We start from the raw sequence: 22,787 nt of genomic DNA, 5'->3' as shown, positions 1-22,787 counted from the left end.
CTTATGGACAATAACACCAATAAAAAGCCCTCTAAAACCAATATGCCCAAGTTCAACCTGAACTGGTTGTATATGATTATAGCCATGATGTTACTGGGACTGTATCTCACCAACGAAAGCGGTACAGCCAGCAAAAACATCCCCTACGACGAATTTCAGGAATATGTACGCAACGGCTATATAAGCAAAGTGACCGGTTATGACGATAACTCCGTAGAGGCATACGTCAAGCCCCAATATGTGCCCAATGTATTCAAAGCCGATTCCAGCCGTGTAGGCAAGAATCCTCTGATTACGACAGAAGCCCCCTCGCGCGAAAGCCTGGGTGACTTCCTGCAGAAAGAAAAAGACGAGACCCGTTTCGACGGCTCCATCAACTACGAAAAGAAGCGTAACTACTTCGGTGCAATCCTCTGGCAGATACTGCCGTTCGCATTCCTTATCGGCTTCTGGATATTCCTGTCCCGTCGCTGGAGTGGCGGTGGTGGCATGGGCGGCGGTAGCGGCATCTTCAGTGTCGGCAAATCCAAAGCGCAACTGTTTGAAAAGAACTCTCCCGTAAAGGTAACCTTCAAGGATGTAGCCGGACTTGCCGAAGCCAAACAGGAAGTAGAGGAAATCGTGGAATTCCTGAGAGAACCGCAGAAATATACAGACCTGGGAGGCAAGATACCCAAGGGCGCATTGCTCGTAGGCCCTCCGGGAACAGGTAAGACGTTGCTGGCAAAGGCGGTAGCCGGAGAAGCCAACGTACCGTTCTTCTCATTGGCAGGTTCCGACTTCGTGGAAATGTTTGTCGGCGTAGGCGCTTCCCGCGTCCGCGACCTGTTCCGCCAAGCCAAAGAAAAAGCTCCCTGCATCGTATTCATCGACGAAATCGATGCAGTGGGACGTGCCCGTGCCAAAGCGGCCGCTATGGGCGGTAACGATGAACGCGAAAACACATTGAACCAATTGCTGACCGAAATGGACGGTTTCGGTTCCAACAGCGGTGTCATCATTCTCGCCGCAACCAACCGTGTGGATGTCTTGGACAAAGCATTACTGCGCGCCGGACGTTTCGACCGCCAGATACACGTTGATTTACCGGACTTGAACGAGCGTAAAGAAGTATTCGGCGTACATCTGCGCCCCATTAAGATAGACAATACGGTGGACGTGGAATTACTGGCCCGCCAAACTCCGGGTTTCTCCGGTGCCGATATCGCCAATGTCTGCAACGAAGCCGCCCTGATTGCCGCCCGTCACGGAAAGAAGTTTGTAGAAAAGCAGGACTTCCTGGATGCCGTAGACCGTATCGTAGGCGGATTGGAAAAGAAAACCAAAATTACGACAGAAGAGGAACGCCGTTCCATCGCCATACACGAAGCCGGACACGCCAGCATCTCATGGCTGTTGGAATACGCCAATCCGCTGATTAAAGTAACAATCGTTCCGCGTGGACGCGCCCTGGGCGCTGCCTGGTACTTGCCCGAAGAGCGACAGATTACCACCAAGGAGCAGATGCTGGACGAAATGTGCGCCACTTTGGGAGGACGCGCTGCCGAAGATTTGTTCATCGGAAGAATCTCTACCGGCGCCATGAACGACCTGGAGCGTGTAACCAAGCAGGCTTACGGCATGATTGCCTATTTAGGCATGAGCGACAAATTGCCTAATCTCTGCTACTACAATAACGAAGAGTATTCTTTCAACCGCCCGTACAGCGAAAAGACCGCCGAACTGATTGATGAAGAAGTAAAGCGTATGGTCAACGAGCAGTACGAGCGTGCCAAGAAGATACTTTCCGACAACAGGGACGGCCACAACAAGCTGGCTCAACAGTTGATAGACAAAGAAGTTATCTTTGCGGAAGATGTGGAAGAAATCTTCGGCAAGCGTCCGTGGGCTTCCCGTTCCGAGGAAATCATCAGTGCCGGCAAGACCTCTAAAGAGCTGAAAGAAGCCGAAGAGCAAGAAGCCGCCAAGGCCAAAGAAGCGGAAAAAGAAGTGAAAGAAGAAGAAAGCCGTAACACAGAGGCTTCAGACAAAACCGACAATACGGCTCACGCCGAATCAAACAATTAAAACGAGAACACTTTGAAAAATAACTTCATACAACGCGCGATTACAGGTGCATTATTTGTAGTCATATTGGTGGGCTGTATCCTTTACAGCCCCCTCTCATTCGGGATTCTGTTCACCATCATCAGCGCATTGAGCGTGCATGAGTTCGCCCATTTGGTAAACAAAAGCGGTGAGGTCGGTATCAACAGGACGATTACCGCTTTAGGCGGAGCCTATCTGTTCCTCGCGCTCATGGGCTTTTGTACGTCCGCTATCGACGCGCGCGTATTCTTACCCTATTTAGGGCTGCTGCTCTATTTGATGATTACGGAGTTATATCTGAAAAAGAAGAATCCCATCGGCAACTGGGCATATTCCACATTGAGCCAGCTATACGTAGCCTTGCCTTTCGCGTTACTGAATGTACTCGCTTTCCAGAATTCACCGGAAACGAGCAGCGTGACTTACAACCCTATCCTGCCGCTTTCCATCTTTGTATTTATCTGGCTGAGTGACACAGGCGCATATTGCGTAGGTTCTTTAATAGGCAAGCACCGTCTGTTCGAGCGCATCTCTCCCAAGAAATCATGGGAAGGCAGCATAGGCGGAGCGGTTTTCTCCATCGCCTCTTCCTTTGTATTTGCCCGTTTTTTCCCTTTCATGTCCATGTGGCAATGGGCGGGACTGGCAGTCATCGTGGTTATTTTCGGTACCTGGGGCGACCTGACCGAATCGCTGATGAAACGCCAACTGGGCATCAAGGATTCCGGAAACATCCTGCCGGGACACGGCGGAATGCTCGACCGCTTTGACAGCGCCCTAATGGCCATTCCCGCAGCGGTGGTCTATCTGTATATACTGACAATGATTTAACAAACAAGAAACCAATATTTTTTAGGCACGGACTACACGAATTTCACGGCTCTTTTCAAGTTCATCCGTGTTTTCCGTGTAATCCGTGCCTAAAAAGAAATCGGCAAACAGGTTTTAAGACACCCTATTCTTCACGCATATAATACGACGACCTTCCTACTTCAGCCGCATCTTCGATAAGTCGAGGTTTCGTATATCCTTCGTATTATCATCGGCAGCTACAATATCGAATACCAATTCCACCTCACCGTTTACTTCCGAATTAAGTTTCAGTTTAATGCCTTTTGTCTCGGAAGTCACGTCAAGACTGTTCAGGTTATACGATACCGCGCCGTAGTCGCGCAGCCCCGTCAAGTCCTCATAGTCATTATAGCGGAGTTCCAAATGTATGTAACCGTCCTCTCCATATAAATCCGCATCATCTTGCGGACGCACAAGACTGATACGATGCTTGGTTTTGGAGGGCAGATTCTGCATGAACACGATATTCATATACCCTCCGCTGATACCGATATCCCCTTTAAATATCAGGACAGGATCATTACCGAACTCTTCCTCGGTCTCGGGAGTCAGCGTTTCGACTTCCTTCGTCAGCACATCCTGCAAACTTAAAAGCTTCACAGCGTGGTCGTACCCGTCAAACCCGTCGGATAAAGGATTAAACATGGTAATCACGCGCTTTCCGTCGACCGGTTCGTACCATCCCAAATCCGTATTCACAGGCCAGAGAGTTCCCCAAACATCACAGTCCAGATAAAAAGCATTTCCGGTAACACGTACCGTAGCCCATAACGGTGGAGTGAAATCACCGATTGAATATCCGTCGTTATCATCACAGGATTGCAGTACAGGCATCACAGCCAAACAAACTGCCATAAATAACCAATGTAGCTTTCTCATAATTAAAGTCTTTTTGTTTATTTCTGTATGGAAAATACAAAAGCCGGGCATTTACTGCACCGGCTTTATTCCTTTTAACAAGAAATTAAATATCATCCTACTTTTTAAAACGTTTCTTAAGCAAAGCCACCATCTTACGGGCTGCGTGCGCAGGCGCTCCCGCTTCGCCCAAACGGGACGCCATATATTCGTAACCGTCAAGCATCCGCCTGCGGTACGCCTCATCATATAAGATACGTTGAAGTTCGGCACGTATCCGCTCCACCGTCATGGTATCGGCAACCAGCTCTTTCACGACTTCACGGTCCGCGATAAGATTAACCAAAGAAATGTACCTGACTTTCAAAATATGCCGTTTCAGGAAAGCGATAACCTTACCTATCGGCGTATGGTAGCATACCGCCTGCGGAACCCGGAACAACGCCGTTTCCAGCGTTGCGGTGCCCGAAGTGACCAGTGCCGCTTCCGCATGCCGAAGCAAAGAGAACGTACGGTTAAAGATTATTTTCACATCCGAGTTGCCTATATACTTTTGGTAATACTCCGGAAAAATGCCCGGAGCCCCTGCCAGCACCAACTGATAATCGGGGAATGAAGCGGCAGCCCGAATCATATCCGGCAAATTATCCTTAATCTCCTGCTTGCGGCTTCCCGCGAGCAGCGCAATGACAGGCTTCGCGGAAAGGCCGTTGGCCTGCCGGAACTCATCCGAAGTTTCCGAATAAGCGGCCTGAAAAGCGGTCACCTCATCCATCGTCGGATTACCGACATAATGTATGGGATAATGGTGCCTGCCTTCAAAGAACTCCACCTCGAACGGAAGAATGGAGAACAGTTCATCCACATCCCGCTTGATATTCTCGATGCGGTACTCCTTCCAAGCCCATATTTTGGGAGAGATATAATAATACACGGGGATTTGCGTATGGGCATGAATAAACTTGGCGATATTCAGGTTGAATCCCGGATAATCCACCAAAATAAGTACATCCGGTTGCCAGGCCGCAATATCTTCTTTGCACCGCTTCATATTGGCAAAAATAGTACGCAGATGCAACAAGACGGGAACGAAACCCATATACGCCAATTCCTTATAATGCTTTACCGGCGTTCCGCCCACAGCCGCCATCAAGTCGCCGCCAAAAAAGCGGAACTCAGCCTGCGGGTCTTCCACCTTCAAAGCGCTCATCAGGTGAGACGCATGCAGGTCACCGGAAGCTTCGCCGACAATCAAATAATACTTCATAAATACCGTAAATCAATTTATACTCTCTGAAGTTGTGTCCAAACGAAATGTCAGAACCAGGTCTTCAATTCGTCTATCAAGCCGTATGCGGTTACATCCACGGTAGTCGGGGTAATTGCCACATAGCCGTTTTGAAGCGCCCAATGGTCGCTCTTTTCATTCTCTTTTTCAGCCTCTTCAAATTCTCCGGTCAGCCAATAATAATGCGCATCGCCCCGGTGGGCAAAGTTCTCCCATTCGTTGGTCCACTGTCCCTTGGCCTGTTCGCAGATTTTCACCCCTTTCAGCTCTTTGGTGTCGGGGAAGTTGACATTAAGACAAGTCAGCGGCGGCAATCCTTTTTCCAACACCCGGCGGGCTATCTCACGGATATACGTTCCCGCAGGCTCAAAATCGGCGTCGGGCTCGTGGTTGCACAGTGAAAAGCCGATAGAGGGAACCCCCTTCAGGCAACCCTCGATAACCACGCCCATCGTACCCGAATAATGTACATTGACAGAGGAGTTATCCCCATGGTTGATACCGCCCACCACAAGGTCGGGCTTACGGTCGAGTACTGTATGGAACGCCAGTTTGACGCAATCGGCAGGCGTACCGGAACATTTATAAACCGTCAGCCCCACATCCTTGCGAAGCAACTGGTAACGGATAGGCTCCGTTACAGTCAGCGCGCTCGCACTGCCCGAACGCGGCGCATCCGGCGCCATCACCACAATCTCGCCCAACGGACGGAGAAACTTTATCAACTCGCTGATTCCTTTCGCAATGATGCCGTCATCATTGGAAATCAATATTAAAGGTCTCTGATTTTCCATATTTCTTTTTAAATTTGCTACAAATTTAGCAAAAGAGAACCACATATTAACCACCAACACTCAAAAAGATATGCCAGACATCATTCTCATCATAACGGGTATCCTCTGCCTGATAGCAGGACTGGCCGGCTGCATACTGCCCGCCATACCCGGCCCGCCCGTCTCCTATGCCGGTTTATTGCTGCTGCACTTCACCGATAAGGCGCAATTCTCCGCCACGCAATTACTGCTCTGGCTGCTGATTGTCGTCATCGTTCAGGTACTCGACTATCTCGTCCCCATGCTGGGCAGCAAATACAGCGGTGGAACCCGGTGGGGAACACGTGGATGCCTCATAGGAACCGTCATCGGACTGTTCTTCATGCCCTGGGGCATTATCCTCGGCCCGTTCCTCGGCGCATTCATCGGTGAGCTTTTCGGCGGCAGGGAAACCCGCCAGGCGTTAAAGTCCGGATTGGGTTCACTGCTCGGCTTCCTGTTCGGCACGGTGGTAAAATGCGTCTTATGCGGGTACTTCGCATGGGAGTTTGTATCGGCGTTAGTCCGGTAATCGCACGCGCATCAAAGAGAAGAATACCCCCTCCACCTTTCACATCCCTTTATTGATGCGGGATAGCGGGTGAAGGCCGGCTTTAAAGCGTTTCGTTCTGATTTGTCTCGCGGGATGAATGATTTCGTTCCGCGGGATGGATTTATCCGTCTCACGGGACGGATATTTTTGTCTCGCGGGACGGTTTAATCCATCCCGCAAGACGGTTTCACCCGCTATCCCGCATCAATAAAAGGATGTGAAAGGTGAAGGGGCTACATGCAAACCGTTTTTTCATACGAAACACACCGTCTGTCGCACCCGGACAGACTATGCGTTCACCTCGGACAGACAGTGCGTTTCGCCCGGACAGACCCTGTATTTTCCTACGATGATAATCCGGTTTGATACGCTTGAAAAAAAGATTTGCTTATAGTGAAAACTTGTTTGGATGTACATCAAAACAAGCCGGCACAAAACGCGTCGCAGCGCAACGCCCGCATTGAAATAAATCTTAATCTTACGCAAGTGAGACAAAAAAACAGCTTCATTTCAAGATAAATACGTATATTTGCCTGCCAACACAGAGAAGGAGTACTCCAGCGTACTTTCATAGGGAAGAACCGAAATAAACGCCCGGGAGTTATTAACAAAACAGGCGACTTTTCAACCGTTTTTGCAATCTTTCTCTTTTTTAGTAGGCGCTATTCGGAATTATCACTTATTTCGCTGCCAATAAACATTGAAATTATGGGAAAAATAATTGCTTTGGCAAATCAAAAAGGTGGTGTAGGAAAAACAACAACGACCATTAACCTCGCAGCTTCTCTCGCCACGCTTGAAAAGAAAGTTCTTGTTGTGGACGCAGACCCCCAGGCAAATGCCTCATCAGGGTTGGGCGTGGACATCAAGCAGGCGGAATGTACTATCTATGAATGTATTATAGACCGTGCCGATGTGCGCGACGCTATTCACGACACAGAGATTGATACATTGAAGGTTATTTCCTCCCACATCAATCTGGTAGGTGCCGAAATAGAAATGCTCAATCTTAAAAACAGGGAAAAGATACTGAAAGAAGTGCTTGCCCCGCTGAGAGAAGAGTTTGATTATATCCTGATAGATTGCTCACCGTCATTGGGGCTGATTACCATCAACGCGCTTACGGCCGCCGACTCGGTTATCATCCCCGTACAGGCCGAATACTTCGCGCTGGAAGGTATCAGCAAACTGCTGAACACCATTAAAATCATCAAGTCCAAGCTGAACCCCGCACTCGAAATCGAAGGATTCCTGCTGACCATGTATGATTCACGCCTGCGCCAGGCCAACCAGATATACGATGAAGTAAAGCGCCACTTCCAGGAACTGGTGTTCAACACCGTTATCCAGCGCAACGTAAAGCTGAGCGAAGCGCCCAGCTACGGGCTTCCCACCATCCTGTACGACGCAGACTCCACCGGAGCCAAAAACCACATCGCGCTGGCCAAAGAATTAATCAGCCACAACGAGAAGTAATCTCCCGTATGGCAAAACAGTAAATTGTAAATCGTAAAACAGTAAATAAACAGATGGTACAGAAAAGAAATGCATTAGGACGTGGGCTGGACGCCTTGCTCTCTATGGACGAGGTGCAGACCGAAGGCTCTTCCTCTATCAATGAAATAGAATTGTCGAAGATTGCCGTCAACCCCAATCAGCCCCGCCGCGAGTTCGACCAAACAGCGTTGCAGGAACTTGCCGATTCTATTGCAGAGATTGGTATCATCCAGCCTGTCACCCTGCGTAAGCTATCCGATGATGAATACCAGATTATTGCCGGCGAACGCCGTTTCCGCGCTTCACAAATAGCCGGACTGACAAGCATCCCCGCCTACATCCGTACGGCCGACGATGAAAATGTCATGGAAATGGCGCTCATCGAAAACATACAGCGCGAAGACCTGAACTCCGTGGAAATAGCGCTGGCCTATCAACACCTGCTGGAACAATACGGACTGACCCAGGAACGCCTCAGCGAACGCATAGGAAAGAAACGTACCACCATCGCCAACTACCTGCGCCTGCTGAAACTGCCGGCTCCCATCCAGATGGGACTGCAAAACAAGCAGATAGACATGGGACACGCCCGTGCCTTGATAACGTTGGGCGACCCCAAACTGCAAGTGAAGATTTTCGAGGAGATACTCGAGCAAGGATATTCCGTGCGCAAGGTAGAGGAAATCGTGAAATCATTGAACGAAGGGGAAACCGTGAAAAGCGGCGGTCGTAAGATTGCTCCCAAACGCGCCAAACTGCCCGAAGAGTTCAATATGCTGAAGCAGCAGCTTTCCAGCTTCTTCAGCACCAAAGTACAACTGACCTGCTCCGAAAAAGGGAAAGGAAAAATCAGTATCCCGTTCGGTAACGAAGAAGAATTGGAACGTATCATCGGTATTCTCGATACGCTGAAAAATAAATGACGAAGAAGAGAAGAATATATCAAATCGGTATCGCCCTGCTGCTTTGCTTTATGCAGACGGCAGGGATTGCTATGTATGGTCAGAACCGTCCGCGCGCCGCTGCCAAAAGGATACACAGGCTGCAGGCGGACTCCCTCAACGCCATACGGCAAGCTGCCCGGATACCGTCCGACAGCCTGGGTCTGACAATGGACGAACCGGTACTGCACCAGGCCGTTACCTCGGCGGACAGCATCGCCACCGCCGACAGCATTGCGGCCGAGAACAAGAAAAAGTTATTGGAAATGACCTCCGCTCCCGCCTTGGAAGAACCGGAAGCGCCGACAGACAGTCTGAAAAGAGAAATCAACCCAAAGGTGTGGGTTCCCAACCCTACGAAGGCAACCTGGCTGGCGCTCGTGATTCCCGGCGGCGGACAAATCTACAACCGTAAATACTGGAAACTGCCTATATTCTACGGCGGTTTCGCCGGATGCGCCTATGCATTGACGTGGAACGGAAAAATGTATAAGGACTACTCCACCGCATACAAAGACGCGATGAACGGCAACATGCAGTCCAGCAGCATCACCGACCTGCTGCCCCCCGGATACACGGTTTCCGAAACCCAGCTGAAGGAATTGCTGCGCAAACGAAAAGACACCTATCGCAGATACCGGGATTTAAGTATCTTCGCCTTTATCGGAGTATATCTGCTATCCGTCATCGACGCCTATGTGGACGCCGAGCTGTCCAATTTCGACATCACTCCCGACCTCAGTATGAAGGTGGAGCCGACTGTCATCAATAATCAGATAAGCAACCCGTCCAACCGTTCCGTAGGATTGCAATGCAGTTTCCGATTTTAAAAACAAATAAAACAGATTTATCCATGACAAATAAACCTACATACATGAAAAGAATAATCATAGGTTCCTCATTGCTGTTCAGTGTATTGCTTGCGGCTCCGCAAGCGTATGCCCAGGAAAGCGTAGACGTCATCATCCGTGAAAACGGAACGGAACGCCGGGAAGTCATCGACCTGCCCAAGAGCATGACTTACCCCGTAGACAGCCTGCTCAACGACTGGAAAGCAAAAAACTATATAGATTTGGGAAAGGATTGCAGCACTTCTACCGTCAATCCGGAATTCAGCGACTCTGTATATATCGACCGGCTTTCACGTATGCCGACCGTCATGGAGATGCCTTACAACGAGATTGTTCGCAAATTCATCGACATGTACGCCGGACGCCTCCGCAACCAGGTGGCTTTCATGCTGAGCGCCTGCAATTTCTATATGCCTATTTTTGAAGAAGCGCTCGATACATACGGTCTGCCGCTGGAGCTCAAGTATCTGCCGATTATCGAGTCGGCTCTCAACCCCTCGGCCGTATCCCGTGCAGGAGCCTCCGGCTTATGGCAGTTCATGCTGAACACGGGCAAGATATACGGTCTGGAAAGCAACAGCCTTGTGGACGAGCGCCGCGATCCGATTAAAGCGACCTGGGCCGCCGCACGTTATCTGAAGGATATGTACGCCATTTATCAGGACTGGAATCTGGTAATCGCCGCTTACAACTGCGGTCCCGGAACAATCAACAAAGCCATCCGTCGCGCGGGCGGCAAAACGGATTATTGGGAAATATACAATTACCTGCCCAAAGAGACACGGGGATACGTACCTGCCTTTATAGCCGCCAACTACGTAATGACGTATTACTGCAAGCACAATATCTGCCCGATGGAGACCAATATTCCGGACGCCACAGATACCGTACAGGTGAACCGCAACCTGCACTTTGAGCAAATCGCGGATGTTTGCGGCATCGGAATGGATGAGCTCAAGAGCCTGAATCCCCAGTACAAAAAGAATATCATCCCGGGAGACAGCAAACCTCAGACACTCCGTTTACCGATAAACTCCATTAGTACTTTTATTGACAAACAAGACACGATTTATACCCATCGCAGCGCAGAGTTGTTTAAAAACCGCAGAACCGTTTCCGTGGCCGATACCCGCAGCAAAGCACGCGGCAGCAAAGGAAAAAGTTCTTCACAAGGCGATGTAACCTACCACAGGATACGCAACGGAGAAACCCTGTCGACTATCGCCCGTAAATATGGCGTCACCGTCAATCAGATAAAAAGCTGGAATGGATTGAGAAGCACAAAAATTAACGCAGGAAAGAGACTGAAGATTTACAAATAAAGACATAAATGCTTGTCCGGTGTTGAAAATTGCTTATTTTTGCAAAAAGTGAAGAAGAAAGGAGAAACAGTATATGGAAGAGAGTGTAAGCCAGAAGGAGAAAGAGAAAGCCGAAGAAGAAATGATTGAACAGGCATTCCAGGAACTGTTGAACGACTATTTGGCAACCAAGCACCGCAAGCGTGTCGAAATAATAACCAAAGCATTCAATTTTGCCAATCAGGCGCATAAAGGAATCAAACGCCGTTCGGGCGAGCCTTATATCATGCACCCCATCGCCGTTGCCAAGATTGTGTGCAATGAGATAGGTTTGGGGTCGACTTCCATTTGCTCCGCCCTATTGCACGACGTAGTGGAAGACACCGATTACACGGTTGAAGATATTGAAAACATTTTCGGCCCTAAGATTGCCCAAATCGTAGACGGGCTGACCAAAATCTCAGGCGGTATCTTCGGTGACCGCGCCTCGGCGCAAGCAGAGAACTTCAAGAAGTTGCTGCTCACTATGTCCGATGACATTCGCGTTATCCTTATCAAAATAGCCGACCGGCTGCATAATATGCGTACGCTCGGTTCCATGCTGCCCAACAAGCAGTTCAAGATAGCCGGTGAAACCTTGTATATCTATGCGCCGCTGGCCAACCGGTTAGGCTTATACAAGATAAAGACGGAGTTGGAAAACCTGAGTTTCAGGTACGAACATCCGGAAGAATACCGCGAAATTGAAGAAAAACTGGCGGCAACAGCCGTAGAGCGCGACAAGGTATTCAAAGAATTCACCGCTCCGATACGTGCCCAACTGGATAAGATGGGATTGAAATACCGCATTCTCGCCCGCGTAAAATCCATTTACTCTATTTGGAACAAGATGCAGACCAAGCACGTGCCGTTCGAGGAAATCTATGACCTGCTGGCCGTACGCATCATCTTCGAACCCCGCAATATGGAAGAGGAGCTGAACGACTGCTTCGACATATACGTGTCCATATCCAAAATATACAAACCGCATCCCGACCGTCTGCGCGACTGGGTGAGCCACCCGAAAGCCAATGGTTATCAGGCCTTGCACGTCACCCTTATGGGGAATAACGGACAATGGATTGAAGTCCAGATTCGCAGCGAGCGTATGAACGACGTTGCGGAGCAAGGCTTCGCCGCCCATTGGAAATACAAAGAAGGCGGTGGCAGTGAGGATGAGGGCGAGCTGGATAAATGGTTGCGTACCATCAAGGAGATACTCGACGACCCCCAACCGGACGCCATTGATTTTCTGGATACCATCAAGCTGAATCTGTTTGCTTCGGAAATTTTCGTATTTACTCCGAAAGGCGAAATCAAGACCATGCCGCAGAACTCGACAGCATTGGATTTCGCTTTTTCCCTGCACACAGACATCGGCAGCCACTGCATCGGCGCGAAAGTAAACCACAAACTCGTTCCTCTCAGCCATAAGTTGCAGAGCGGCGACCAGGTGGAGATTCTGACCTCCAAATCGCAGCGCGTACAACCGGAATGGGAAGCTTATGCCACTACCGCCCGTGCCCGCGCCAAGATTGCATCCATCCTGCGCAAGGAAGCGAAAGCTCATCAGAAAGAGGGTGAAATAATGCTTGCCGACTTCTTCAAGAATGAGGATATACGCATGGATGATGCAGCTTTAGACAAGCTCACCCGTCTGCACAATTTCCATACCCGCGACGAACTGTTCGTTGCCGTCGGCGGCAAAAAGCTCGTATTGGGCGATGCTGACAGAAACGCCTTCAAAGAAAAGCAGAGTACCAACTGGAAGAAGTTCCTGACTTTCTCCTTCGGTAACAAAGATAACAAAGACACAAAGGAGCAGCCGTCCGAAGATAAAGCTCCGCAAGAAAAAATCAATACCAAACAGATATTGAAACTTACGGAGGAAACCATCCAGAAGAACTATATCATGGCGGATTGCTGTCATCCCATTCCCGGCGACGATGTACTGGGATATATAGACGAGCAGAACCGGATAATCATTCACAAGCGCCAATGTCCGGTAGCCGCACGCCTCAAGAGCAGTTACGGCAACCGCATCATCGCAACCGAATGGGATACTCACAAAGAGCTGTCATTCCTTGTGACGATTTATCTGAAAGGTATCGATAGCATGGGACTGCTGAACGAAGTTACACAGGTCATCTCCCGCCAACTGAACGTTAATATCCGCAAGCTGACGATTGAAACGACCGACGGCATTTTTGAAGGCAAGATACAGCTTTACGTACATGACGTGGACGATGTGCGCAGCATCTGCGACAACTTGAAACTGATACAGAATATCAAGCAGGTAACGAGAATAGAGGGATAATCCTTTAAAGATTCTCTTTGATAAGATTCTCTTTCAATGCCTCTACATCTTCATAGGTAAAGGCATCGAGTGATTCTTTCATACCGATAAGTTCTTCACGGATACTTTTAAGCCGCTCTACGATTTCAAAATTCCGGAGAGTGGCTTCTTTATTGTCTTTCATCCGCTGGCGTGCGCCGGGTAACGTCATCCCACGCTCCTTAACCAGGTGATAAATCAACTTCACAGTCTCAATATCTTCCTTACGGTATTGGCGTATCCCCCGCCCGCCCTTCTTGGGATTGAGTTGCGGAAATTCCTTCTCCCAGAAACGAAGCAGCGATTCGTTGACGTCAAACATTTTGGCAACCTCGCCAATGGAGTAATACAGTTTCAGTTCTTTATCGGTATTCAGCATGACAATACTATCAATCAGTCGTTATACAATCCATTAATCAAGCACCTTACCGTGATTGGCCGCAATCTGTATCATACGGTCGTAATCTTCGGCGCTCAAATCCATAAAGTAATAGTTAACCGGATTTACTACCTGTCCTTTTACATGCACTTCGTAATGCAAGTGAGGACCTGTACTCTTGCCCGTACTGCCTACTTCACCGATAACCTCACCTCGTACCACCCGCTTACCGAGTTGCGTACGGAAACCTTGCAAGTGAGCGTACCAAGTCTGATAACCGAAGCCGTGGTCAACGATAATAATATTGCCGTAACCGGTTTCCCATCCCATTTTTACCACCTTACCATCGCCAGTGGCGTATACCTCCGTCCCCGGATGAGCCGAGAAGTCCATACCCGCATGAAATTTGGTAGTTCCGTAGATAGGGTCGATACGCGTGCCATAACCGGAAGCCGTCTTACGCAAATCCTTATTGGAAATCGGCTGAATGGCAGGTATGCAACGTAACATTTCATCATGGTTCTTGCACATCTCCACCACGTCGTCAAACGAACGGGATTGGATATAAAGCTGCTTCGTGAGCATATCCATCTTCTGAGTAGTGTTTACCACCAAATCCGAATTAGCCATATCCATCAGATGTTCGTAACGGTTTGTACCGCCGTACCCCGCCTTACGGATAGCCGACGGAACAGGGTCGGCCTGGAAAATGACGCGATATAAGTTGTCGTCACGTTGCTGTACATCCTGCAATACTCCCATCGCCTCGTCCATTCTTCGTGAAAGGACATTATACTGCGCCTGAAGCCGGCTGTTTTCTTTCCGCAGTTCTTTCTCGGAAGGTGAACCGAAAATCAGCAATAATATGATGAAACTGCCGGCTCCCAACCCCATACCGAAAAACAGCCTGCGCAATATACTCAACGCCCGTTGCCGGACGGTAGGATAAATTCGGTCGTAAGTCTGTGTCCGCGGATTATAAATGTAGTAAACTTTGCGCATTGAGAGTAAATATTTCATTATCAATGCGACAAAAATACGAAAAACAAGCTATCTTTGCACAGTTTTTTCAAGAATTATAAGATTTATGACCGACGATTTATGATTTATCGGAAGGTGAGTCATAGAATGTGTAAGTCATAAATCACAAGCAATAAATCAGAAATCATAAATCAGAAATAAGAAGTATGTTGACTGCAAATGAAATCAGAGACTCATTCAAGAGTTTCTTCGAAAGTAAAGGTCACCAAATTGTGCCTTCGGCTCCAATGGTGATTAAAGACGATCCCACGCTGATGTTTACCAACGCGGGTATGAACCAGTTTAAAGATATTATTTTGGGGAATCACCCGGCGAAATATAGAAGAGTGGCGGACTCGCAAAAATGTCTTCGTGTCAGCGGAAAACACAATGACTTGGAAGAAGTGGGTCATGACACTTATCACCACACCATGTTCGAGATGTTGGGTAACTGGTCTTTTGGCGATTACTTCAAGAAAGAAGCTATCTCCTGGGCATGGGAGTATCTGGTAGACGTGCTGAAGCTGGATCCGAAAGACCTCTATGCAACCGTGTTCGAAGGCAGTCCCGAAGAAGGTCTGGAGCGTGACAACGAGGCCGCTTCTTACTGGGAACAATTCTTGCCGAAAGACCATATCCTCAATGGAAATAAGCATGATAACTTCTGGGAAATGGGTGATACAGGCCCTTGCGGTCCGTGTTCCGAAATCCATGTGGATTCACGTTCGGAAGAAGAGAAAGCCAAAGTTCCCGGATCGCAATTGGTGAACAAAGACCATCCGCAAGTTATCGAAATCTGGAACCTCGTATTCATGCAGTTCAACCGTAAAGCGGACGGCAGCCTTGAAGGACTTCCCGCCAAGGTTATCGATACAGGTATGGGCTTCGAGCGTCTGGTACGTACATTGCAAGGCAAGACTTCCAACTATGACACCGATGTTTTCCAACCAATGTTGAAAGCAATCGGCGACATGTCAGGAACCGCATACGGCAAAAATGAGCAACAGGATATCGCCATGCGCGTAATCGCCGACCATATCCGTACGATTGCCTTCTCTATTACTGACGGCCAGTTGCCGAGCAATACCAAGGCCGGTTATGTAATCCGACGTATTCTTCGCCGTGCGGTGCGTTACGGTTACACATTCCTCGGGCAGAAACAGGCGTTCATGTACAAGTTACTGCCTGTACTGATTGAAAATATGGGTGGTGCATATCCTGAACTGAACGCACAAAAAGAACTGATAGCCAAAGTTATCAAAGAAGAAGAAGATTCTTTCCTTCGTACTTTGGAAACCGGCATACGTCTGCTGGATAAGACCATGGCGGATGCCAAAGCAGCCGGTAAGACTGAAATCAGCGGTAAAGACGCCTTTACGCTTTATGATACATTCGGTTTCCCGCTCGACCTTACGGAGCTTATTCTCCGCGAAAACGGTATGACAGCCGACATCAAAGAATTTGACGCCGAGATGCAGCAGCAAAAGCAACGCGCACGTAACGCAGCAGCCGTGGAAACCGGAGACTGGATTACATTGCAGGAAGGTACAACCGAATTCGTAGGCTACGACTATACGGAATACGAAACATCCATTCTGCGTTACCGACAGATAAAGCAGAAAAACCAGACATTGTACCAGATTGTACTGGGCAAAACCCCGTTCTATGCCGAAAGCGGCGGTCAGGTAGGTGATACCGGTGTATTGGTGAACGAATTCGAAACAATTGAAGTCATTGACACAAAGAAGGAAAACAATCTTCCTATCCATATTACCAAGAAGCTTCCCGAACATTTGGAAGCTCCGCTCATGGCATGTGTAGACACGGACAAACGCGCCGCTTGCGCCGCCAACCACTCTGCCACTCACTTGCTGGATGCAGCGTTGCGCGAAGTGCTGGGCGAGCACGTTGAACAGAAAGGTTCTTTGGTCAGCCCGGAATCCTTACGTTTCGACTTCTCTCACTTCCAGAAAGTAACGGACGAAGAAATCCGCCGGGTAGAGCATATTGTAAATGCCAAGATACGCGCCAATATTCCTTTGAAAGAATATCGCAACATTCCTATTGAAGAAGCCAAGGAACTGGGAGCTATCGCTTTATTCGGTGAGAAGTACGGTGACCATGTACGCGTTATCCAATTCGGTTCTTCCATCGAATTCTGTGGCGGTACGCACGTAGCCGCTACCGGAAACATCGGAATGATAAAGATCGTATCCGAAAGTTCCGTTGCAGCCGGTGTCCGCCGTATCGAAGCCTATACCGGAGCCCGTGTAGAAGAAATGCTCGATACGTTCCAGGATACCATGCGCGATTTGAAAGCGCTCTTCAACAACGCTCCCGACTTGTCCGGCGCAATCCGCAAATACATCGAGGAGAATGCAGGTTTGAAGAAACAGGTGGAAGACTTTATGAAAGAGAAAGAAGCGCAACTGAAAGAGAAACTTTTACAGAACATTCAGGAAATAAACGGTGTGAAAGTAATCAAATTCTGTGCAGCCATGATACCTGCCGATGCAGTCAAGAATATCGCTTTCCAACTGCGCGGGGAAATTACAGAAAACCTCTTCTTCGTTGCAGGAACAGTATTTGAAGGGAAACCGATGTTGACAGTAATGCTGAGCGACAATTTGGTGGCCGGTGGCCTGAAAGCCGGTAATCTGGTGAAAGAAGCAGCCAAACTGATACAAGGCGGCGGTGGCGGTCAACCTCACTTTGCAACTGCCGGCGGTAAGAACCCCGACGGGCTGAATGCAGCAGTTGAGAAAGTGATAGAACTGGCAAATATCTAAACGATTATTCCAATCACCATAAAGTAGAAACCCCGTCTCGGCTTCCTTTGCCAAGACGGGGTTTCTTTTATTTATCCAATCTGTTCCTGCGGATAATTTACTAAATATAACGTCCCCGTAGCACGGGTAAAGGCTGTATACAGCCAACGGAAATAATCGGGTGTCAGATACTCGTCCGTCATATACCCCTGATCGAGAAAAACGTTCTTCCACTGCCCGCCCTGCGCTTTATGGCAAGTCACGGCATAAGCGTACTTCACCTGCAAAGCGTTATAGAAAGGATCGGCTTTCATCTTTTTCATCCGTTCACGTTTCGTCGTTATATCAGCATAGTCCTCCAGAACAGTATAGAAAAGCCTGTCGTTATCTGCTTTAGGCAACGCGGGGGCATCGCTATGCAAAGTATCCAGCAAGAGATTCACCTCTAACTCAAAATCATTATAATCAGGAAATGCCAAAGTCACATCGGCAAAGCGAAAACCATACAACTCACGGGTGCGGCGTACTCGGCGTACTATGGCGGTTTCACCATTGGCTATGAAATCGGGAATTTGCGCAACAGCTTCTTTCTTCTCGCCATTGCGCAACATATCCGTTTGAAGCTGTTCCGTCCAAAAATAATTATTTTTCGCAACCATCAGCAAGTCTCCCGTATTCAGTTCATCCTCCCTCCAAAGAATCTGGGCACGAATACCGTTATTATAAATATTCGCCCGTTTATTGGAACGGCATATCACAATGGTTTCATCCAATCCGTCATGGTCATAGCATGTTTCAAGCCTATCTATCAACTCATTACCGGGTAATGCCTTTATGTCCGCAAAGCCCGTTATCTTTATTTTCGGTAACGCTTCACAAGTATCTTCGGCTATCAGTTGCCGTAAACGGGTTGCATTCCACAATATACCCGATTGCTGTTCCTGACGGACGACTTGAGTTAAATCCACTTCCTGTACTTCCAGCCCATATCCTTTCAAAGCATCGGCAAAAAGTGCAGGACTTTGTTCCTCTCCTACCGGCGGAAGCTGCGCCGTATCGCCCATCAGTAAAAGACGGCACCCCGTACCGGAATAAACAAACTGTACCAAATCATCCAGCAAACGTCCCGTTCCGAATGAAGTTCCCGACAGGCCTTCATTGGAAATCATCGACGCCTCATCCACAATATATAACGTGTGAATTGTCAAATTATCGTTCACAGAAAAATTACTTGTCTCGTTAGAGAATGATTGCTGTCTATATATTTTTTTATGAATTGTAAACGCCGGATGTCCCGCATAAGCAGAAAATACTTTCGCTGCCCGCCCCGTCGGAGCCAGCAATATCACCTTTTGCTGCAACTTATCCAACGTCTTGACCAAAGCGCCTACCAACGACGTTTTACCCGTTCCGGCATAACCACGAAGCAGAAAAACCGCCTCGCTGCGTAGCGACAAAAGGAACTCCGACAAAGATTTTATTGCAATTTCCTGCTCCGAAGTTGGTTGATAAGGAAAATTTTCCTTAATTTGCCTTTCTAAATAGTTATTTATCATTTTTGTAATAGAAAAAAGTAACGGGAACTATCGTTTTTAAATTTATTTCTTTTATTTTTGCGGTGCGAATATAACAACTAAAAAACATATTTATCATGAAAACAGTATTTAATATCGTTTTAGGCTTATGTGCTCTGGTCTTAGTTTATATCTGCTATGCCAGTATCATGGGTCCTATAAACTTTGAAGAAGCCAAAAAGCACAGAGACGCAGCAGTTATCGCACGTCTGATCGACATCCGTAAAGCACAGTTGGAATATCGTGGTTTGCACGACCAACAATATACCGCCAGCTTCGATACGCTGATTGACTTCGTAAAGAATCAGAAACTTCCGTTCATCTTCAAACAAGGAGAATTGGATGACAAACAGTTGGAAGACGGTTTGACTGAAAAGAAAGCTATCAACATCATCAATAAAGCCAAGAAGACCGGTAACTATTCAGAAGTAAAGAAATGGGGATTGGAAAACTTCAAACGTGATACCATGTGGGTAGCCGTATTGGATACTATCTTCCCGAAAGGCTTCAACGCAGATTCTATGAGATATGTTCCTTTCGGAAACGGTGCGCAGTTTGAAATGGCTATCCGCAACGATACAGCCAAATCAGGTGCTCCTTTCTGTCTGCTCGAGGTTAAGACTCCGTACGATGTATATCTGAATGGTTTGGACAAGCAGGAAATCGCTAACTTGAAAGACCTTCAAACTAAGTTGGGTAAATACTCAGGTTTGATGATCGGTAGCTTGGAAACAGCTAACAACAACGCCGGTAACTGGGAATAATCTACCGACAATACGTATGATAGAAACAACTGATTTTAGTAAATCGGAACAATATACCTTATCCATCCGTCTCAGTACGGATGGATTTTCTTTTTCTATATTCAACCCTCTCGGCGACGGTGAAGTTTCTTTCTATGAGCGTGAGGTAGACGATTCTTTATCTCTAACCGCCAACCTGAAACAAACTTTCCGGGAAGTGGAATGGCTGAACTTCGCTTTCCGCCGTGTCAATGTGCTCATGGCAAACAAGCGCTTCACATTCATTCCTTTAGAGTTTTTTGAGGATGAACAGGTAGAAACCGTATTCTATCATAATCACCCCAAGCAGGAAAACGAACTGGTGCAATATAATATTCTGCACAAAAACAATATAGTCGTACTGTTCGGTATGGATAAAAGTACTTGTTCACTTTTACGGGAACAATATCCGAACATCCGTTTCTATTCTCAAGCAAGTCCGTTTATAGAATACTTTGCGACTAAAAGCCGGCTGGGTAACTGCCGGAAAATGTATGTACATCTACGTAAAGAAGCAGTAGACATATACACCTACGAACGTGGCCGGTTGACATTCGCCAACGCTTTTGCGTGCAAGGAAGCCAACGACCGTATCTACTACATCCTCTATATATGGAAACAACTCGGCATGGAACAGGAACGCGACGAACTTCACCTTACCGGCGAACTGTCCGACAAAGAGCAACTGCTGCCCGAACTGAGAAAATTCATCCGACAGGTATTCATCATGAACCCTGCCACTAATCTTGACCTGCAAGCCATTAACCTATGCGAGTAATCAGCGGAATATATAAAAGAAGACGCTTTGATGTGCCTCATACATTCAAAGCACGCCCGACTACGGATTTTGCCAAAGAAAACCTGTTCAACGTACTATCCAACTATCTCGACTTTGAGGAGGGTGTGCGTGCCCTTGACCTGTTTGCCGGTACAGGCAGTATCAGCATAGAACTTGTGTCCAGAGGTTGCGACCAGGTTATCAGTATAGAAAGAGACCGTGACCATTACGCCTTTATCTGTAAAGTGATGCAAGAACTGAAAACCGACAAATGTCTACCCGTCCGCGGTGATGTATTCAAATACATACGAGGCGGCCGAGAGCAGTTCGACTTCATCTTTGCCGACCCGCCTTACGAGCTAAAAGGACTTGAAACTCTACCTGACCTGATTTTTGAAAATAACCTTTTAAAAGAAGACGGTCTGTTTGTTCTGGAACATGGAAAAAGCAATAATTTTGAAAGCCATCCTCATTTTGTAGAAAGAAGAGTATACGGTAGCGTAAACTTCTCCTTTTTTAAATTGAAAGTTGATAGCTGAAAGGTGAAAGTTTCACTGTGTGGCAAACTCTCAACTTTCAACTATAAAAGTGGTGCCAGCAAACGCACCACACTCTCTGCCGCCTTACGATACCACGGTCGTTTTTCCCAGTTCTTGGAGAATACTTGTACACACTCCCGTTGATCCTGCAGAAATATCTCACGCATCTGGAGAGCCGTTTCAGTATCGTATATAAATGCATTCACTTCAAAGTTATGTTCAAAACTACGGAAGTCCACATTTGTAGAGCCTACAGTAGATAATTCATCATCCGAAACCATCAATTTGGAGTGCAGAAATCCTTTTTTGTAGAAATAAACTTTCACTCCCGCCCGTAATGCTTCTGCCAAATAAGAACAAGAGCCTAAATGCGTCAGCCTGTTATCTGCACGGTAAGGGAGCATCAAACGCACATCAACTCCTGCTAAAGCCGCTGTCTGCATTGCTACGGCAACGGCCTCCGTCGGCAGGAAATAAGGAGTTTGTATGTAGAAATATTTTCGTGCACCGGTTATCGCCATGACAAGTCCCTGCATAATCTCTTTCCAAGGGCCTATCGGTTCACTTGTTACAATCTGCGCCAACGAGGTTCCGCAATTATCGACTTTCGGAAAATAGCGGGCGGACGTTATCAAAGTACGATCTACAAAATACCAGTCGAGCAAAAACGCCGTCTGCAAGCCGTGCACAGCTTTACCATCCAGCAAAATATGAGTATCACGCCAGATACCCCAAGAGAATCCGCGCATATAACGCTCTGCCAAATTCATTCCGCCGACAAATCCGATACGTCCGTCAATAACCGCAATCTTACGGTGATTACGATAGTTCACCTTACTGGTAAACAATGGAAAACGAACCTTCAAAAAGCTACGCACTTCCACGCCCGCCTCACGCATCTGATCATAAAAACGGTGGGGAACATGCCAGCATCCCACATCATCATAAATAACACGTACCTCTACCCCCTGTCTTGCCTTATCTACCAACACATCTCGCACCATACGCCCGATGGCATCATCCTCAAAAATATAGAACTCCATGTGGATATGTTTCGTAGCCTTCTGCAACTCGCTCAACAAGGATTGGAGCATGGAAAGCCCCCTCGTATAGACTTCCACACGGTTTCCGTCAAAAGGAAATGCTTGGTTAGTATTACGGAACAGGGCGATGAGACGGCTGTAATTCATCGGAAGTACACACGAATTCTGGGCAAGATATTCCGCCATCGGCTTCTTCAGCAAACGGTTGTAGCTCTTCTTCCCGATGACACGTACACGCCGTTGACTACGACCGAAGAAGAAGTAAAGCACAAGCCCCGCTAATGGCAGAAACATTAATATCAATATCCACGCCATCGTCTTTACCGGATTTCGGTTGTCGAGGATAATGACCGTAATTGTTCCGATAATTGCACCAAAATAGATTATATCAAATGCTACTGTGGCAATCAGGCTGGCTATGAGGTTCCAATCAAACATACATTTGTCATAAAGAGTAAAACAAATGTATAAAAAACAAAGGGATTTTTA

The 22,787-nt window shown here is 47.6% G+C and carries 19 protein-coding genes; 12 read left to right on the top strand and 7 right to left on the bottom strand.

Features of this window, described 5'->3' with window-relative positions:
- Window positions 1-3 precede the first annotated feature (3 nt).
- Both ftsH and I2F54_RS09465 read left to right on the top strand, forming a co-directional pair.
- Entirely contained in the window at window positions 4-2,067 is a 2,064-nt protein-coding gene (gene ftsH / locus I2F54_RS09470; RefSeq protein WP_022218077.1) for an ATP-dependent zinc metalloprotease FtsH, read from the top strand.
- A 12-nt stretch (window positions 2,068-2,079) separates the two neighbouring features.
- Entirely contained in the window at window positions 2,080-2,919 is an 840-nt protein-coding gene (locus tag I2F54_RS09465) for a phosphatidate cytidylyltransferase (RefSeq protein WP_009122979.1), read from the top strand.
- Between the two features lie 156 nt (window positions 2,920-3,075).
- On the opposite strand, the gene I2F54_RS09460 is transcribed toward I2F54_RS09465, so the two are convergent.
- The 3 genes from I2F54_RS09460 to surE all read right to left on the bottom strand — a co-directional run bounded on the left by I2F54_RS09460 (window position 3,076) and on the right by surE (window position 5,880).
- Window positions 3,076-3,819: a NigD1/NigD2 family lipoprotein gene (locus I2F54_RS09460; RefSeq protein ID WP_118046536.1), complete on the bottom strand. Its 744-nt coding sequence runs from the start codon at window positions 3,817-3,819 to the stop codon at window positions 3,076-3,078.
- 97 nt (window positions 3,820-3,916) lie between these two features.
- The gene (gene lpxB, locus I2F54_RS09455; RefSeq protein ID WP_195501053.1) at window positions 3,917-5,065 is read right to left on the bottom strand and encodes a lipid-A-disaccharide synthase; all 1,149 of its coding nucleotides are present in this window, start codon (window positions 5,063-5,065) and stop codon (window positions 3,917-3,919) included.
- 50 nt (window positions 5,066-5,115) lie between these two features.
- The gene (surE, locus tag I2F54_RS09450; RefSeq protein ID WP_022218074.1) at window positions 5,116-5,880 is read right to left on the bottom strand and encodes a 5'/3'-nucleotidase SurE; all 765 of its coding nucleotides are present in this window, start codon (window positions 5,878-5,880) and stop codon (window positions 5,116-5,118) included.
- A gap of 70 nt (window positions 5,881-5,950) precedes the next feature.
- Here surE and I2F54_RS09445 point away from each other — a divergent pair, with 70 nt between their 5' ends.
- From I2F54_RS09445 to I2F54_RS09420, 6 genes are all read left to right on the top strand, one after another.
- A complete protein-coding gene (locus tag I2F54_RS09445) occupies window positions 5,951-6,430 on the top strand; it encodes a DUF456 domain-containing protein (protein ID WP_009122975.1) in 480 nt (159 codons plus the stop codon).
- A 729-nt stretch (window positions 6,431-7,159) separates the two neighbouring features.
- Window positions 7,160-7,927: a ParA family protein gene (locus I2F54_RS09440; protein ID WP_009122973.1), complete on the top strand. Its 768-nt coding sequence runs from the start codon at window positions 7,160-7,162 to the stop codon at window positions 7,925-7,927.
- Between the two features lie 53 nt (window positions 7,928-7,980).
- Window positions 7,981-8,871 (top strand): ParB/RepB/Spo0J family partition protein, encoded by an 891-nt coding sequence (locus tag I2F54_RS09435; protein ID WP_009122972.1) that lies wholly within the window; start codon window positions 7,981-7,983, stop codon window positions 8,869-8,871.
- Window positions 8,868-9,719 carry a DUF5683 domain-containing protein gene (locus tag I2F54_RS09430; RefSeq protein WP_009122971.1) on the top strand — a complete coding sequence of 284 codons (852 nt, stop codon included), beginning with the start codon at window positions 8,868-8,870 and terminating at the stop codon, window positions 9,717-9,719. Before I2F54_RS09435 ends, I2F54_RS09430 begins: the two co-directional genes overlap by 4 nt.
- Before the next feature lie 44 nt (window positions 9,720-9,763).
- On the top strand, window positions 9,764-11,062 hold the full coding sequence (locus I2F54_RS09425) for a lytic transglycosylase domain-containing protein (protein ID WP_174263183.1): 1,299 nt from the start codon (window positions 9,764-9,766) through the stop codon (window positions 11,060-11,062).
- Window positions 11,063-11,135: 73 nt separating this feature from the next.
- On the top strand, window positions 11,136-13,397 hold the full coding sequence (locus I2F54_RS09420) for a RelA/SpoT family protein (protein ID WP_009122969.1): 2,262 nt from the start codon (window positions 11,136-11,138) through the stop codon (window positions 13,395-13,397).
- A gap of 4 nt (window positions 13,398-13,401) precedes the next feature.
- Here I2F54_RS09420 and I2F54_RS09415 read toward each other — a convergent pair whose 3' ends face one another.
- Window positions 13,402-13,794, bottom strand: a complete 393-nt coding sequence (locus tag I2F54_RS09415; protein ID WP_009122968.1) for a MerR family transcriptional regulator — start codon at window positions 13,792-13,794, stop codon at window positions 13,402-13,404.
- Window positions 13,795-13,827: 33 nt separating this feature from the next.
- The gene (locus I2F54_RS09410) at window positions 13,828-14,796 is read right to left on the bottom strand and encodes a M23 family metallopeptidase (protein WP_022218068.1); all 969 of its coding nucleotides are present in this window, start codon (window positions 14,794-14,796) and stop codon (window positions 13,828-13,830) included.
- Between the two features lie 185 nt (window positions 14,797-14,981).
- Here I2F54_RS09410 and alaS point away from each other — a divergent pair, with 185 nt between their 5' ends.
- On the top strand, window positions 14,982-17,603 hold the full coding sequence (gene alaS / locus I2F54_RS09405) for an alanine--tRNA ligase (RefSeq protein WP_195501052.1): 2,622 nt from the start codon (window positions 14,982-14,984) through the stop codon (window positions 17,601-17,603).
- 71 nt (window positions 17,604-17,674) lie between these two features.
- Here alaS and I2F54_RS09400 read toward each other — a convergent pair whose 3' ends face one another.
- On the bottom strand, window positions 17,675-19,138 hold the full coding sequence (locus I2F54_RS09400) for an ATP-dependent DNA helicase (protein WP_195501051.1): 1,464 nt from the start codon (window positions 19,136-19,138) through the stop codon (window positions 17,675-17,677).
- Between the two features lie 95 nt (window positions 19,139-19,233).
- Here I2F54_RS09400 and I2F54_RS09395 point away from each other — a divergent pair, with 95 nt between their 5' ends.
- The 3 genes from I2F54_RS09395 to rsmD are packed head-to-tail and all read left to right on the top strand — an operon-like array spanning window position 19,234 to window position 21,255.
- Complete coding sequence (locus tag I2F54_RS09395) at window positions 19,234-19,920, top strand: hypothetical protein (RefSeq protein WP_009122964.1); 687 nt, start codon at window positions 19,234-19,236, stop codon at window positions 19,918-19,920.
- Between the two features lie 16 nt (window positions 19,921-19,936).
- Window positions 19,937-20,716 (top strand): DUF3822 family protein, encoded by a 780-nt coding sequence (locus tag I2F54_RS09390; protein WP_009122963.1) that lies wholly within the window; start codon window positions 19,937-19,939, stop codon window positions 20,714-20,716.
- Window positions 20,707-21,255 (top strand): 16S rRNA (guanine(966)-N(2))-methyltransferase RsmD, encoded by a 549-nt coding sequence (gene rsmD, locus I2F54_RS09385; RefSeq protein WP_087425623.1) that lies wholly within the window; start codon window positions 20,707-20,709, stop codon window positions 21,253-21,255. Before I2F54_RS09390 ends, rsmD begins: the two co-directional genes overlap by 10 nt.
- Before the next feature lie 41 nt (window positions 21,256-21,296).
- Here the strand turns inward: rsmD and cls are convergent, their stop codons facing one another.
- Complete coding sequence (gene cls, locus I2F54_RS09380; RefSeq protein ID WP_195501050.1) at window positions 21,297-22,736, bottom strand: cardiolipin synthase; 1,440 nt, start codon at window positions 22,734-22,736, stop codon at window positions 21,297-21,299.
- Between the last annotated feature and the right edge of the window lie 51 nt (window positions 22,737-22,787).

It is taken from the genome of Bacteroides clarus (assembly GCF_015555825.1).
GTDB lineage: Bacteria > Bacteroidota > Bacteroidia > Bacteroidales > Bacteroidaceae > Bacteroides > Bacteroides clarus.
The sequence above is the reverse complement of the archived record's forward strand: the minus strand, read 5'-3'. Positions and strand labels throughout refer to the sequence as shown.